Origin of the sequence: Amycolatopsis camponoti (assembly GCF_902497555.1) — a bacterium.
Lineage (GTDB): Bacteria > Actinomycetota > Actinomycetes > Mycobacteriales > Pseudonocardiaceae > Amycolatopsis > Amycolatopsis camponoti.
Genome location: NZ_CABVGP010000001.1, coordinates 372,504 through 386,663, shown reverse-complemented (window position 1 = coordinate 386,663; position 14,160 = coordinate 372,504). Strand labels below are relative to the sequence as shown.

13 protein-coding genes are annotated in these 14,160 nt (G+C 71.4%); 7 read left to right on the top strand and 6 right to left on the bottom strand.

The window, feature by feature from the left end:
- Window positions 1-17 precede the first annotated feature (17 nt).
- Window positions 18-587 carry a class I SAM-dependent methyltransferase gene (locus tag AA23TX_RS01915; RefSeq protein ID WP_155540876.1) on the top strand — a complete coding sequence of 190 codons (570 nt, stop codon included), beginning with the start codon at window positions 18-20 and terminating at the stop codon, window positions 585-587.
- On the opposite strand, the gene AA23TX_RS01910 is transcribed toward AA23TX_RS01915, so the two are convergent.
- Window positions 584-2,344: a serine/threonine-protein kinase gene (locus tag AA23TX_RS01910; protein ID WP_155540875.1), complete on the bottom strand. Its 1,761-nt coding sequence runs from the start codon at window positions 2,342-2,344 to the stop codon at window positions 584-586. The two genes, AA23TX_RS01915 and AA23TX_RS01910, sit on opposite strands and share 4 nt — an antisense overlap.
- Window positions 2,345-2,529: 185 nt before the next feature.
- Here AA23TX_RS01910 and AA23TX_RS01905 point away from each other — a divergent pair, with 185 nt between their 5' ends.
- Together AA23TX_RS01905 and AA23TX_RS01900 are read left to right on the top strand one after the other, a co-directional pair.
- Entirely contained in the window at window positions 2,530-4,401 is a 1,872-nt protein-coding gene (locus AA23TX_RS01905; RefSeq protein WP_155540874.1) for a propionyl-CoA synthetase, read from the top strand.
- A gap of 66 nt (window positions 4,402-4,467) precedes the next feature.
- Entirely contained in the window at window positions 4,468-6,033 is a 1,566-nt protein-coding gene (locus AA23TX_RS01900; protein WP_155540873.1) for a beta-N-acetylhexosaminidase, read from the top strand.
- Window positions 6,034-6,075: 42 nt separating this feature from the next.
- Here AA23TX_RS01900 and AA23TX_RS01895 read toward each other — a convergent pair whose 3' ends face one another.
- Together AA23TX_RS01895 and AA23TX_RS01890 are read right to left on the bottom strand one after the other, a co-directional pair.
- Window positions 6,076-6,666 carry a TetR/AcrR family transcriptional regulator gene (locus AA23TX_RS01895; RefSeq protein WP_155540872.1) on the bottom strand — a complete coding sequence of 197 codons (591 nt, stop codon included), beginning with the start codon at window positions 6,664-6,666 and terminating at the stop codon, window positions 6,076-6,078.
- Window positions 6,656-7,339 (bottom strand): MOSC domain-containing protein, encoded by a 684-nt coding sequence (locus AA23TX_RS01890; RefSeq protein WP_155540871.1) that lies wholly within the window; start codon window positions 7,337-7,339, stop codon window positions 6,656-6,658. The genes AA23TX_RS01895 and AA23TX_RS01890 overlap by 11 nt, the downstream gene beginning before the upstream one ends.
- Window positions 7,340-7,394: 55 nt before the next feature.
- Here AA23TX_RS01890 and AA23TX_RS01885 point away from each other — a divergent pair, with 55 nt between their 5' ends.
- Window positions 7,395-8,753: a M20 family metallopeptidase gene (locus tag AA23TX_RS01885; RefSeq protein WP_155540870.1), complete on the top strand. Its 1,359-nt coding sequence runs from the start codon at window positions 7,395-7,397 to the stop codon at window positions 8,751-8,753.
- Here AA23TX_RS01885 and AA23TX_RS01880 read toward each other — a convergent pair.
- The gene (locus AA23TX_RS01880; protein WP_155540869.1) at window positions 8,722-9,090 is read right to left on the bottom strand and encodes a DUF779 domain-containing protein; all 369 of its coding nucleotides are present in this window, start codon (window positions 9,088-9,090) and stop codon (window positions 8,722-8,724) included. The genes AA23TX_RS01885 and AA23TX_RS01880 overlap by 32 nt on opposite strands.
- Window positions 9,090-10,613 (bottom strand): acetaldehyde dehydrogenase ExaC, encoded by a 1,524-nt coding sequence (gene exaC / locus AA23TX_RS01875; protein WP_155540868.1) that lies wholly within the window; start codon window positions 10,611-10,613, stop codon window positions 9,090-9,092. The genes AA23TX_RS01880 and exaC overlap by 1 nt, the downstream gene beginning before the upstream one ends.
- A 111-nt stretch (window positions 10,614-10,724) precedes the next feature.
- Between exaC and AA23TX_RS01870 the strand changes: the two genes are divergently transcribed.
- Window positions 10,725-12,197, top strand: coding sequence for a helix-turn-helix domain-containing protein (locus tag AA23TX_RS01870; protein ID WP_439328742.1), 1,473 nt, complete (start codon window positions 10,725-10,727; stop codon window positions 12,195-12,197).
- A gap of 4 nt (window positions 12,198-12,201) precedes the next feature.
- Here the strand turns inward: AA23TX_RS01870 and AA23TX_RS01865 are convergent, their stop codons facing one another.
- Entirely contained in the window at window positions 12,202-12,627 is a 426-nt protein-coding gene (locus AA23TX_RS01865) for a YybH family protein (RefSeq protein WP_155540866.1), read from the bottom strand.
- A 110-nt stretch (window positions 12,628-12,737) separates the two neighbouring features.
- Here AA23TX_RS01865 and AA23TX_RS01860 point away from each other — a divergent pair, with 110 nt between their 5' ends.
- Window positions 12,738-13,535 carry an SGNH/GDSL hydrolase family protein gene (locus AA23TX_RS01860; RefSeq protein ID WP_155540865.1) on the top strand — a complete coding sequence of 266 codons (798 nt, stop codon included), beginning with the start codon at window positions 12,738-12,740 and terminating at the stop codon, window positions 13,533-13,535.
- A complete protein-coding gene (locus AA23TX_RS01855; protein ID WP_155540864.1) occupies window positions 13,514-14,071 on the top strand; it encodes a TetR/AcrR family transcriptional regulator in 558 nt (185 codons plus the stop codon). Before AA23TX_RS01860 ends, AA23TX_RS01855 begins: the two co-directional genes overlap by 22 nt.
- Window positions 14,072-14,160: the final 89 nt, after the last annotated feature.

The window sequence follows — 14,160 nt, the reverse complement described above, 5'->3', positions numbered from 1 at the left end:
GTCCTAGCGTCGGACGCATGCCGATGAACCTGATCCACCGCAAGATCTGCAGCTCGGAGAAGTGGGCGGCCACCGTCGAGGAACGCCTGGCGCCGTGGCTGAAGGACCGCGACCTGGGCGACGACGTGCTCGAGATCGGGCCCGGGTTCGGCGCCACCACGAAGGTGCTGCTCGACGCCGTCCCGAAGCTGACGGTGCTGGAGATCGACCCCGCGTCGACCGAGCTGCTGAGGGCGAAGTACGGCGACCGCGCCGAGGTCGTCGAGGGCAGCGGCGCGGAGATGCCCTTCGCCGACCGCCGGTTCTCGGCCGTCGTGTGCTTCACGATGCTGCACCACGTGCCGACCCGCGCACTGCAGGACGCGATCTTCGCGGAAGCCGCGCGGGTCCTGCGCCCGGGCGGCACGTACTGCGGCAGCGACGGCCAGCTCAACTTCCGTTTCCGGCTCCTGCACATCGGCGACACGATGAACGTCATCGACGCGACGACGTTCCCCGGCCGGCTCGAGAAGGCCGGGTTCGCGCAGGTCAGCGTGGACGTGCGGCCGAGGGAACTGCTGATCTTCTCGGCCGTGAAGCCGGGCTAGCGGCGCGGCAGCTGGCCCCCCGGCTGGCGCGGCACCACCCGCGTCACCGGGCCGTCGGCCGACTTCCCCGCCCTCGACAACCAACCCTCGACCTCACGCCGCACCGCGTTCAACGTCGGGCGGCGCCGGGGCTCCGGGTCCAGCGAAGCCGCCAGCAGGCGAGCGTGCGCGCTTCGCTGCGGCAGGCGGGACACCGGCTCGGCACGGGCCGCCGCCATCAACGCCGCCATCGGGGTCTCGCGGGTTCCGCGCGGGGGCTGGCCCGACAGCGCGTAGCTGATCGTCGCCGCCAGCTGCCACGCGTCCGACGCCGGGGACGCCGTCGCGCCCATCGCCTGCTCCGGGGCCACGAAGTCGGGCGTGCCGATCATCATGCCGGTCGCCGTCATCTTCGAGTCGCCCTGGCTGCGGGCGATGCCGAAGTCGATCAGGTGGGCCAGGCCGCTCCGGTCGAGGATGACGTTCGACGGCTTGATGTCGCGGTGCAGGACGCCCTTGTCGTGCGCCGCCGCCAACGCGCCGGCCATCGTCGCCCAGAGGCGGCCGGCCGCGACGTCGTCGAGCGGGCCCTGGCCGTCGACCAGCTCGGCCAGCGGACGGCCCTCGAGGTACTCCATCACCAGCGCGAGCCCGTCCGGCTCCTCGGCGAGGTCGTACACCTTGACGCAGTTCGGGTGGCTGACCACGGCCAGCGCCCGGGCCTCGCGCTGCATGCGCTCGGCGGTGTCGCGGTCCGGCGCGTGCGCGATCTTCAGCGCGACTGTGCGGTTGAGCTGGGTGTCGACGGCCTGCCAGACCGTGCCGAAGCCACCCGCGCCGAGCTGCTTGACGCGCCGGTAGCGGCTGCCGCCGGCGTTGCGCGAGCCGGGCGGCGGCGGGATCGGGCCCGGGGCCGCGGCGAGCGCGCCGGCCATCGGCGGGGGCTCGGGCGCGGCCGCCAGCGCCGTCTTCGGGTACGGCCGGTTGACCGGGGGTGGCGGAGGCGGCGGCGGGGTCGGGCGCGGCTGGACCTGCGACGGCGGCGGCCCCTGCGGCTCCTGGTCGCGGCGCGGCGGCACGTCCGGCCGGTTGATCACCGACCACGGCGGCGGGCCGACCATCGCGACCGGGATCAGGCCCAGCACGCTGAACGGCAGGAAACCCAGGAAGAAGTGCAGCGCGGTGTTGGCCTCCATGCCGACGCTGAACACGAGCATCGCGGCGAACGGGATCCAGAACAGCCGCGAAGGCCACTTCGGGCCGCGGCGGAAGGCCGTGCGGCCCTGCAGCATCACGAACAGCAGCGAACCGGCGCCGAGCACGACGAAGGCCACCAGGTAGACGAAGACCGGGAGGTCGTCGGGACCGGTGCTGCCGGCGGAAAAGACGTCGAAGACGGTCTGCCGCCCGCCCAGGTACTGCTTCTGGTTGTCCACCCAGCAGAAGCCGCTGGTCAACGTGGCCGTCTCCGCCTTGGACAGGCCGGACTTCTGGTTCGAGAACTCCGCCCGGAACACGCCGGACACGCCGTTGGACAGCAGCCACGGCAGGATGAGCGCGCTGACCAGCCCGATCGCCGCGAAGACGCCCAGCGTCGTCGCGTCGTAGCGGTTGCCGGTGCCTTTCCGGATGATCGCCACGGCCAGCGCGCCGATCGGCGGCAGCAGTGCGACGAGCGCGCCGGCCGCACTCGTGGCCCAGACCCAGTCGCCGGGGCAGAAGCCCGGGCCGAACAAGGAATGGGCTAGCGAGAGCAACGCGCTCGCGAGTCCGTTCACCGCCGGGCTCCCCTCACTGTCCGTATTCGCTTGGTACCGCCACACGGCGTTTTCCTGCGGTCCAGCTTAGGACGCAGCCGGCCGCCGTGAGGTTGCCGGGTCTTCAGCGTGCCCGGAATCCGGCGAGCCCGCCGCCCGCGCGTCATGATGGGGTCGGAGCGGACGTCCGACGCGAAGGAGCGGGAATGGGTGCGTACTCCGAGGCCTACCAGCGGAGCCTGACCGAGCCGGACGCGTTCTGGCTGGAAGCGGCCGGGAAAATCAGCTGGACGAAGGCGCCGGAACGGGCCCTGGACGACTCGAACCCACCCTTCTACCGGTGGTTCCCGGACGCCGAGCTGAACACCTCGTACAACGCGCTCGACCGGCACGTCGAGGCCGGCCGGGGCGGCCAGGCCGCACTGATCTGGGACTCTCCCGTGACCGGACGGCAACGCACCTACACCTACGAAGAGCTGCGGGACGCGGTCGCGCGGTTCGCCGGTGCGCTCAGCTCCCTGGGGGTCACGAAGGGTGACCGGGTCATCGTCTACCTGCCGATGGTGCCCGAAGCCGCGATCGCGATGCTGGCCTGCGCGCGGATCGGCGCGGTGCACTCGGTGGTCTTCGGCGGCTTCGCTCCGAAGGAGCTCGCGGCGCGGATCCAGGACGCGAAACCCAAGGTCATCCTGGCGGCATCCTGCGGCATCGAGCCGACGCGGGTGGTCGAGTACAAGCCGATCATCGACGGCGCCCTCGGCATGACCGAGCACCAGCCGGACCACGTCGTCGTGCTGCAGCGCGAGCAGGCCCCGGCCCGGCTGACCGGCCGTGACCTCGACTGGGACGAGCTGGCGGCCGGTGCGACCCCGGCGGACCCGGTGCCGGTCGCCGCCACCGACCCGCTCTACATCCTCTACACGTCCGGGACCACCGGGAAGCCGAAGGGCGTCGTGCGCGACACCGGCGGCCACGCGGTCGCGCTCGCCTACTCGATGGACGCGGTCTACGACGTCCACGCCGGCGACATCTGGTGGACGGCCTCCGACGTCGGCTGGGTCGTCGGGCACTCCTACATCGTGTACGCGCCGCTGCTGGCCGGCGCGACGACCGTGCTCTACGAAGGCAAGCCGGTCGGCACGCCGGACGCGGGCGCGTTCTGGCGGGTCATCGCCGAGCACGGCGTCCAGGCGCTGTTCACCGCGCCGACCGCGCTGCGGGCGATCAAGAAGGTCGACCCGGACGCCCGCGAGCTGGAGAAGTACGACCTCAAGGCGTTCAAGACGCTGTTCATGGCCGGCGAGCGGCTCGACCCGGAGACCTACCACTGGGCGCACGAGAAGCTCGGCACGCCGGTGATCGACCACTGGTGGCAGACCGAGACCGGCTGGCCGATCGCGGCCAACCCGCGTGGCCTGGAGCCCATGGAGGTCAAAGCCGGGTCCGCGACCAAGCCCGTCCCCGGCTGGGACGTCCGGATCCTCGACCAGGCCGGCGACGAGCTGCCGGCCGGCCGCGAAGGCGCCATCACGGTGAAGCTGCCGCTGCCGCCGGGCTCGCTGCCGACGCTGTGGGGCGACGACGAGCGTTACCACGAGGCCTACCTCTCCCGCTACGACGGCTACTACCTGACCGGCGACTCCGGCTACCTCGACGAAGACGGCTACCTGTTCGTCATGGGCCGCACCGACGACGTCATCAACGTCGCCGGGCACCGGCTTTCGACGGGTTCGATGGAGGCCGTGCTGGCCTCGCACCCGGCCGTCGCCGAGTGCGCCGTCATCGGCGTCGCCGACCAGCTCAAGGGCCAGCTGCCGCGCGGGTTCGTCGTGCTGAAGGCGGGTGCGGACATCCCCGAGGAACAGCTGCGCGACGAACTGGTGGCCATGGTCCGCCGGGACATCGGGCCGGTCGCCGCGTTCCGCGATGTGTCCATTGTGGACGCGCTGCCGAAGACGCGGTCCGGGAAGATCCTGCGCAAGACCATGCGCGCGATCGCCGACGGCCGCGACGAAGCCGTGCCCTCGACCATCGAGGACCCCGGCGTGCTCGACGCGATCCGGGCCGCCCTTCGTTAAGAGCTGTTCCAAATGCACCGGCTGGTCTGTACCTTTGGGAGGGAGTCCCCGACCGGAGGTGCCCTGATGCGCTTGTCCAGAGCCGTCTCGACCGCGGCGATCGTGAGTCTGACGGCAGTCGGCCTGCCCGCCGCCGCGGTGGCTGCCCCGGCCGCGCCGGAACGGAGCGTGACCGACGTCGTCCCCGCACCCGTCTCGGCGAAGGCCGATCCGCGGGGCGGCTTCAAGCTGACGCCGTTCACCGTCATCAGCGCCGACCGCGGCGCCGGCCAGGTCGCGGACTACCTGCGCGGCCTGCTGCGCCCGGCCACCGGGTACCCGCTGCCGGTCGTGCCGCGGCCGGGGGGCCTGCCCGCGATCTCGCTGCAGCTGGGCCACGACTCCCGGATCGGCACCGAGGGTTACGAACTCAAGGTCACCCACGACGGCGTCTCCTTGAAGGCCAACACCGCGGACGGGCTCTTCGACGGCGTCCAGTCGCTGCGGCAGCTGCTGCCGTCGGCGATCGACGCGAAGCGCGTCCAGCACCGGACGTGGACGGTCGCGGGCGGCACGATCCTCGACTACCCGCGCTTCGGCGAGCGCGGCGCGATGCTCGACGTCGCCCGGCACTTCTTCAAGCCGGACCAGGTCAAGCTGTACATCGACCAGATCGCCCAGTACAAGATCAACACCCTGCACCTGCACCTCGCCGACGACCAGGGCTGGCGCATCGAGATCAAGAGCTGGCCGAAGCTCGCGACGGTCGGCGGCAAGACGGCGGTCGACGGCGACCCGGGCGGCTACTACACGCAGGCGCAGTACAAGGACATCGTCGCGTACGCGGCGTCGCGGCACATCACGGTGATCCCGGAGATCGACATGCCGGGCCACACGAACGCCGCGCAGTCGACGTACGCGGAACTGAACTGCGACGGCAAGGCCGTCCCGGTCCGCACGGACACCGAGGTCGGCTACAGCTCGCTGTGCATCTCCTCGCCGACCACGTACAAGTTCGTCGACGACGTCGTGCGCGAGCTGGCGGCCATCACCCCGGGCCAGTACCTGCACATCGGCGGCGACGAGGCCCACGCGACGCCGCCCGCGGACTACCTGACGTTCCAGCGGAAGGTGCAGCCGATCGTCGCCAAGTACGGCAAGAAGGTCACCGGCTGGCACGAGATCGCCAAGTCGGACCTGCCGGTGTCGGCCGTCCCGCAGTACTGGGACTTCGGCGGCGACAACGAGTCCGTCGCGGCCGCCGCGGCCCGGGGCAACAAGATCCTGATGTCGCCGGCGAACTTCGCCTACCTGGACATGAAGTACACCGAGCAGACGCCGCTGGGCCAGGACTGGGCGGCGCTGGTCGAGGTCAAGGACGGGTACAACTGGGATCCCGCGTCGCTGGTGACCGGCGTCGGCGAGAAGTCGGTCGCGGGCGTCGAGGCGCCGCTGTGGACCGAGACGATCCGCACGAGCAACGACATCGAATACATGGCGTTCCCGCGGCTGCCCGGCATCGCGGAGATCGGCTGGTCCCCGAAGTCGACGCACAACTGGGACGCCTACCGCGCGCGGCTGGCCAAGCAGTCGCCGCGCTGGGTGACCCAGGGCATCGACTTCTACCGGAGCCCGCAGGTCGACTGGAAGTAAGCGGTCGTGAGTGAGAAACAGTGTTAGAACACTGTTTCTCACTCACGACAGTCTCGCACCGATGGCTCGTCTGGCCAGCGCGTACGCGTGGGTGCCGCCGTTGAGCACCGAGTCCGCGTTGGCCGCGCGGCCCAGCGCGTGCAGCTCGAACGCCAGCACTTCCGCGTCCGCGTCCACCTGGCCGAGCTCGACCGCTTCGACGGCCGTCTCGCGGATGAACTCGGCGAACGCGTTGCTCGCCGCCGCCACCGCGTCGTGCACCCGGCCCGGGCGCGCGTCGAACTCCGCGCCGGCGTTGAAGAAGAAGCATCCGCCCGGGAAGACGCGCTTTTCCGAGTAGTCCAGCCAGTTCTCGCAGACCGCACGCAGCCGCGGCAGGCCCGGCGGCACGTCCGAAGCGGGCGTCACGACGTGCGAGCGGAAGATCTCGAAGGCCGCCTCGACCGTCGCGAGCTGCAAGTCCTCCTTCGAGCCGAACAGCGCGAACACGCCGCTCTTGCTCAGCTCCAGCTCGGTGGCCAGCCGGCCGAGGGACAGCCCCTCCAGGCCGTCCACCGACGCGACGTCCACCGCCCGGCGCAGCACCAGGCGGCGGGTCGCGTCGCCGCGGGCGACCCGGCCGTCAACCGGCACGCCGCGCCCGCCAGCGGTCCACTGTGGACTGAATGCCCACGCTCCACTGCTCCGCCAGCCCCGGCGTGGCCAGCACGCGGTCGGCGAAGTCCAGCGCCGCCCCGACGCGCTCCGGCGGCAGCTGCCCGTAGTTCGCGAACGAGATGACGTACACCTCCGCGACGGTCGGCGCGTCCGCGCGCTCGACCAGCTCGACCGCGCCTGACGTCGGCACGACGCCGGGCCGCAGCACGCGCAGGTACCAGCCGCTGCGCAGGGAGTCGATCATCGCCGGGGTGATGTCCTTGCGGCCGGTCTTCATCGCGAGCTTGTAGCACGGCGACCGCGGCTGCGAGACCTGCACGAGCGCGTCACCCCAGGCCCAGACGTCGCCGATCCGCACGTCGTCCTCGGTGAGCCCGGACAGCGAGAGGTTCTCGCCGAAGTCGGCCGTCGCCACCTCGAAGCCGTCCTCGCGCCAGGCCGCGTAGTGCTCCGCCGGGTAGACGTAGACCGCCTTGTCGGGGCCGCCGTGCACGGTGAGGTCGGCCTGCCGGTCGCCGTCGAGGTTCAGCTCGGTCAGGTTCAGCTCCGGCGCCGTGACCCGCGCCTTCGTGATCCCGCTCAGCACCGGCGCCTCGCGCCGGTACCCCAGGACGCTCGGTTCCCCCACGTAAACGCTGTCGACGTTCATGCGGCCGAATATAGCACGACCGTTCGTATTGTTTACCGTCTCTAAGCTGGCGGCCATGGAACTGCTCGACCAGGCCCGCGCCCACGTCGACTCCGGCGCCTTCTTCACCGAACTCGCCCGGCTCGTCGCCTACCCCACGGTCAGCGACGCCCCCGAAGGCCAGGAAGCGATCCAGGCCTACCTCGACGAGGTCCTGACCCCGGCGTTGACCGGTCTCGGCTGCGACGTCTCCCAGCACCCCAACCCGGACCCGGTGGGCGGGCCGTTCCTGGTCGGCGTCCGCGTCGAGTCGCCCGAGCTGCCGACGCTGCTCTGCTACGGCCACGCCGACGTCGTCGGGGAAGCCGGCGAGTGGAGCGACGGCCGGGACCCGTGGACGCTGACCGCGGACGGCGACCGCTGGTACGGCCGCGGCACCGCCGACAACAAGGGCCAGCACCTGATCAACCTGACGGCGTTGCAGCTGCTCCTCGAAGCACGCGGCAAGCTCGGCTTCAACCTGAAGTTCCTCTTCGAGACCGGCGAGGAGATCGGCTCACCGGGTCTCGACGAGTTCGCGTCGCAGCAGAAGGATCTGCTCGAAGCCGACGTCCTCATCGCCTCCGACGGTCCGCGCCTCGACGCGGCCACGCCGACGCTGTTCCTCGGCGCGCGCGGCGGAATCCGGATCGACCTGGACGTCGACCTGCGCCCGGGCGGCGCCCACTCCGGCAACTGGGGCGGCATCCTGCGCAACCCGGCCACGACGCTGGCCGCGGCGATCGCGAGCCTCGTCGACGGCCACGGCCGCATCCAGGTGCCCGCGCTGCTGCCGCCGGAACTGCCGCAGTCCGTCCGCGAAGCACTGGCCGACGTCGTCGTCGACGCGCCGGACGAAGGCTGGGGCGATCAACGACTCGGCCCCGCCGAGCGGCTCTACGGCTGGAACACCCTGGAGGTGCTGGCGCTCGACGCCGGGAACGCCGACCGCCCGGTCAACGCCATCCCCGGCCGCGCCCGCGCGGTGCTGCAGCTGCGGTACGTCGCGGGCACCGACGTCGGCGACGTCACCGCGACGGTCCGGGAACACCTTGCCTCGCAAGGGTTCCCGATGATCAAGGTGGCCACCGAGGCGAGTTTTCGCGCCAGCCGCACGCCGGTCGACGACCCGTGGGTGGTCTGGGCGCGACAAGCCCTCGACGCCGTTGTCGAGAAGCCCGTCGCCCTCCTGCCCAGCTTCGGCGGCGGCCTGCCCAACCACGTCTTCACCGACGTCCTCGGGCTGGCGACACTGTGGCTGCCGCACTCCTACCCGGGCTGCCTGCAGCACGCGCCGGACGAGCACCTGCTCGCCCCGGTCGCCCGGGAAGGACTGGTGCTCGCCACGGCGTTGTTCGGTGCCTTCAGCTCAGCGCCGCCGACTCTTCGTCGGTGAGCAGCCGCGAGCGGATCAGGAAGCGCACGCCTTCGGGCGCCTCCAGGGAAAACCCGCTGCCGCGACCCGGCACGACGTCGATCGTCAGGTGCGTGTGCTTCCAGTACTCGAACTGCGGTCCGGACATCCAGACCGGCACGTCGGCGATGCCCTCGACCTCCAGCGAACCGAGTCGCACATCCGATGCGCCGGTCTTGAACTCCCCGTCCGGGTAACACATCGGGGCGCTGCCGTCGCAGCACCCGCCGGACTGGTGGAACATCACCGGCCCGTGGACCGACACCAACTGCCGCAGGAGATCCGCGGCCGCCGGCGTCAGGTCTACTCGCCGGGTCATCAGAAGAACCCGAGCGCCTGGTCCGAGTAGGAGACCAGCATGTTCTTCGTCTGCTGGTAGTGGTCCAGCATCATCTTGTGGTTCTCGCGGCCGATGCCGGACGCCTTGTAGCCGCCGAAGGCCGCGTGCGCCGGGTAGGCGTGGTAGTTGTTCACCCAGACGCGGCCCGCCTGGATGTCGCGGCCGGCGCGGTAGGCGGTGTTGCCGTCGCGGGACCAGACACCGGCGCCGAGGCCGTACAGCGTGTCGTTGGCGATCTTCATGGCGTCGTCGTAGTCGTCGAACTTCGCCACCGACAGCACCGGGCCGAAGATCTCCTCCTGGAAGATGCGCATCTTGTTGTCGCCCGCGAACACCGTCGGCTCGACGTAGTAGCCGCCGGACAGCTCGCCGCCGAGGTCGGTGCGCGCACCGCCGGTGAGGATCTCGGCGCCCTCCTGCTTGCCGATGTCGATGTAGGACAGGATCTTCTCGAGCTGGTCGTTGGAGGCCTGCGCGCCGATCATCGTGTCGGTGTCGAGCGGGTGGCCCTGCTTGATGCCGCGGACGCGCTCGATCGCGTCACCCAGGAACTTGTCGTAGATGCCGCTCTGGATCAGCGCCCGCGACGGGCACGTGCAGACCTCGCCGTTGTTCAGCGCGAAGAGCGCGAAGCCCTCCTGCGCCTTGTTGTAGAAGTCGTCGTTGCGCGCGGCCACGTCGTCGAAGAAGATGTTCGGGCTCTTGCCGCCCAGCTCGACGGTCACCGGGATGATGTTCTCGCTGGCGTACTGCAGGATCAGCCGTCCGGTGGTGGTCTCGCCGGTGAAGGCGACCTTGCGGACGCGGTTGCTCGACGCCAGCGGCTTGCCCGCCTCGACGCCGAAGCCGTTGACGATGTTGACCACGCCCGGCGGGATCAGGTCGCCGATGATCGAGAACAGCAGGTGGATCGACGCCGGCGTCTGCTCGGCCGGCTTGAGCACGATCGCGTTGCCCGCGGCCAGCGCCGGGGCTAGCTTCCAGACCGCCATCAGGATCGGGAAGTTCCACGGGATGATCTGCGCGACCACGCCGAGCGGCTCGTGGAAGTGGTAGGCGACGGTGTTCTCGTCGATCTGCGAGATGCCGCCCTCCTGGGCGCGCAGCGCGCCGGCGAAGTAGCGGAAGTGGTCGATGGCCAGCGGGATGTCGGCGGCGAGGGTCTCGCGGACCGCCTTGCCGTTCTCCCACGCCTCGGCGACCGCGATCGCCTCGAGGTTCTGCTCCATCCGGTCGGCGATCTTGAGCAGGATCCCGGCGCGTTCCTCGACCGACGTCCGGCCCCAGGCCGGCGCCGCGCCGTGGGCGGCGTCCAGCGCCTTCTCGACGTCTTCGGCGGTACCGCGCGCGATCTCGCAGAAGGTCTTCCCGGTGACGGGGGTCGGGTTTTCGAAGTACCGGCCGCTCGCGGGCGGTACGTACTCGCCGCCGATGTAGTGGTCGTAGCGCGACTCGTAGCTGACGACGCTGCCTTCGGTGTTCGGTGCGGCGTACTGGACCATCTTCCCTGCCTCGTTGCTCGGAGTGACGGTGTGCTGGTGGCGGCGAACGTAAGCGGGGCGACGTTGCACGCGCGTTGCACGGCCGCACGCCGGCTATCTACGCTGGTGAACGTGGCAGAGGCGCCCGAACCGGAGCTGCTGCGCGACCCCGAGTCGTACGCGCGGCTGCTGGAGCACGTCCGCGAGGCGGTGCTCCAGGGCGTTCCCGGGCCCCGGCCGCCACGCTCGGTCGTCTCCGACTCGTGGAACCGCTCGCTCGCGGCCCGCGTCGACCCGGACGAGGGCGAGGCCCCGTTCGTCTTCGACACCGAAGCCCTCGCTTCGCTGCGTGAAGCCCATCCGCTGGCACCGGTGCTGCCGGTGCTGCGGCAGATGCTGGTGAGCATCGCCGACGACGCCGAGCACGTGATGATCGTGACCGACGCCGACGGCCTGATCCTGTGGCGCGAGGGCGAGACGGCGCAACTCCTGCGCGGCGACCGCGTCGGCCTCACCGAAGGCACGCGCTGGAGCGAAGCGGCGATCGGCACGAACGCCATGGGGACGGCGCTCGCGACCGGCGAGCCGGTGCAGATCCACTCGGCCGAGCACCTGGTCCGGCGCTACCACACGTGGACGTGCGCGGCGGCGCCCGTGCGCGACCCCGAGACCGGCGTGCTGCTCGGCTCCATCGACGTCAGCGGGCCGCTGCGCACGGTCCACCCGGCGATGATCTCCCTGGTCACGGCCACGGCGCAGCTCGCCGAGGGCCAGCTGCGCGCCCACCTCGCGGTCCGCGACGAGCGCCTGCGGCGCGTCAACATGCCGCACCTGGAAGCCCTGCGCGGACGCCCCGGCGCCCTGCTCTCGGCGGGCGGCCGGGTGCTGGCCGCCCAGGCGTGCCTGCTGCCGTCCACAGTGGACGTCCGGCGCGGCGGCGGGACGGTCGCCCTCTCCGACGGCCGCCTCGCGACGGTGGAGCCCCTCGCCGAGGGCTACCTGCTCCGGCTTTCCTCCGGCGGTGCGGGGCAGCGCTCCCGCCTGCGCCTCGGCTACCTTTCCGACGGCGCGCATTCGACCACTGTGGACGGTCGCGAAGTACCGGTGACGTTGCGGCACGCGGAGATCCTGACCCTGCTGGCCCTGCACCCGAACGGCCTGTCCGCGGAACGGCTGGCGCTGCAGCTCTACGGCGAAACGGGCAACCCCGTGACGGTCCGCGCGGAGATCCACCGCCTGCGTTCCCAGCTGGGCGCGCAGGTGGTGCAGACGCGCCCGTACCGCCTGGCGGCCGACGTCGACGCCGACTTCGTGCGGGCGCGAACGTCGTTGCGCACCGGTTCCCCGGCCGACGTCCTGCGCGTCTTCCGCGGGCCGCTACTGCCGGAGTCGGAAGCGCCCGCGGTCCGCGAGGAGCGCGAGTCCCTCACGGCGCAGGTCCGCCAGGTGGCGTTGAACAGCGAAGACCCGGGCGTGCTGTGGTCGTTCTGGGAGACGGCGTGCGGGGTCGACGACCTCGCGGTGCTGGACGCCCTGCTGGAGACGCTCCCGGCGGCCGACCCGCGGCGGGCCGCCGTCTCGGCCCACCGCGCCCGGCTCGCCTGAGGCGTCAGGGCTCGAGGTCGGCCACGCCCCGGCCGGTCGCCATGTCGAACGGCACCGAAGCCTGGTCGTGGACGATCAGCCAGTCGTTCCCCCGCTTCCGCAGGACGAACGTGGCGCGGACCCACATGCCTTTCGTCGGCGTTCCGTCGCGCAGGGTGCCGCTGACCCGGCCGAAGCCGTGTCCGACGGCCAGGTCGGTGCTCACGATGAGCGTGAGGTCGCGCAGCTCGTAGTCCACCTCTTCGAAGAGGGTGAAGACCTTGGCCCAGTTCGTCAGCTTCGCGTCGATCCCGACGTGCTGCAGCGGCGGCTCGACGTCGTAGGACACGACGTCCTCGGCGTAGACCCGCCTGAGCGCGTCGAGGTCCTTGGCTCGCAGCCCTTCGACGATCGCGCCGATGTGCTGCCTGACTTCCGATTCGAGTGTCATGCCAGTACGACGGAGCGCCCCGCCGGATTGTGACGACCCGAAGTAGACAGCGTCTACAGAAGTTTGATAGACAGTGTCCACAGGGTGAACCACGGGTTACGGAGATCGGAATGAGCTACCACCGTTTCGTCGTCCTCGGCGACAGCTGCGCCGAAGGTCTCGACGACCCGTACCCGGACCAGCGCGCCTATCGGGGCTGGGCGGACTTCGTCGCCGCGCGCCTGGCGCAGGACGAGCCCAGCTTCCGGTACGCCAACCTGGCGGTCCGCGGACGGCGGCTCGACCAGATCGTCCCCGAGCAGGTCCCCGCCGCGACGCGCCTCGAACCCGACCTCATCGCGCTCTTCGGCGGCGGCAACGACGTCATGAGCCGCGGCTGGGACGCGCGGACCGTCGCCCGGCGGGTCGACGCCGCGATCCGCGCCTGCACCGAGATCTCGCCCACCGTCGTCACCTTCACCCTCAGCGACATCTCCCACCGGATGCCGCTCGGACGCCGGATGCGGCCGCGGATCGTCGCGCTCAACGAGGCCATCCGCGAAGCCGCCGTCAGCTACGGCGCGCAGCTCATCGACCTCTGGCCCGACCAGGCCGTCACCGACTCGCGGTACTTCGGCGCCGACCGGCTCCACCTCTCCACGCACGGCCACCGGCGGCTCGCCGCGTACGTCCTCGGCCTGCTCGGCGTCAGCCACGACCCCGCCTGGCTCGACCCGCTGCCCGGCGTCGCGGCGCCGGGGAGCTGGCGTGCCGACGCGCACTGGCTGCTGCGCGAGGTCCTGCCGGTCGCCGTGACGCGCACGCGCAACCGGATGATCGGCCGCCAGCCCGGCGACGGCTTCTTCCCGAAGCGCCCGGACCTGCTCCCCATGACCCGGGACGAGGCATGGGCACCCGGCAACGCCTGATCGACACCGCGTCCGAGCTGCTGGCCGGCGAAGGCGTCGACGCGGTGACGTTGCGCGGGATCGCCAAGGCGGCCGGCGTGTCGCACGGCGCCCCGCTGCGGCACTTCTCGGGCCGTGCCGAACTGCTGTCCGCCGTGGCGACGCGCGGGTACGCCGACCTGCTCGCCCGCCGGGAGACGCTGCCCGGGAACTCGCCGCGCGAGCGGCTGACGGCCGCCTGTCACAGCTACCTCGACTTCGCGCTGACCAACCCGGCGATGTTCGAGCTGATGTTCCGCCGAGACCTGGTCGACGCGGACGACCCGGCGCTCTCGGCGGCGGCGAGCGCGGTGTTCGACACCTTCGCCGTGCTGGTGGCGGCGGTGCCGACGCCGCTCGCGCGCTCGGGCGCCGACCTGCGGCTGGTCGCCGCCTCGCTGTGGGCCGCGCTGCACGGGCTCGCGCAGCTGTGGCTGTGGGGCGGGCTGGCCGGCGCGAGCTTCGCACCGTCGCCGGAGTCGGCGCTGGCCGTGACGCTCGACGCGTACCTGAACTGAGCGCCCGACATTGCCGCGGGCACGCCGCTACTGAGCGCCCGGCGAAGAGGGCGCACCAAAGCCCTCCCCCTTGCCTTGGGTTGGGACCC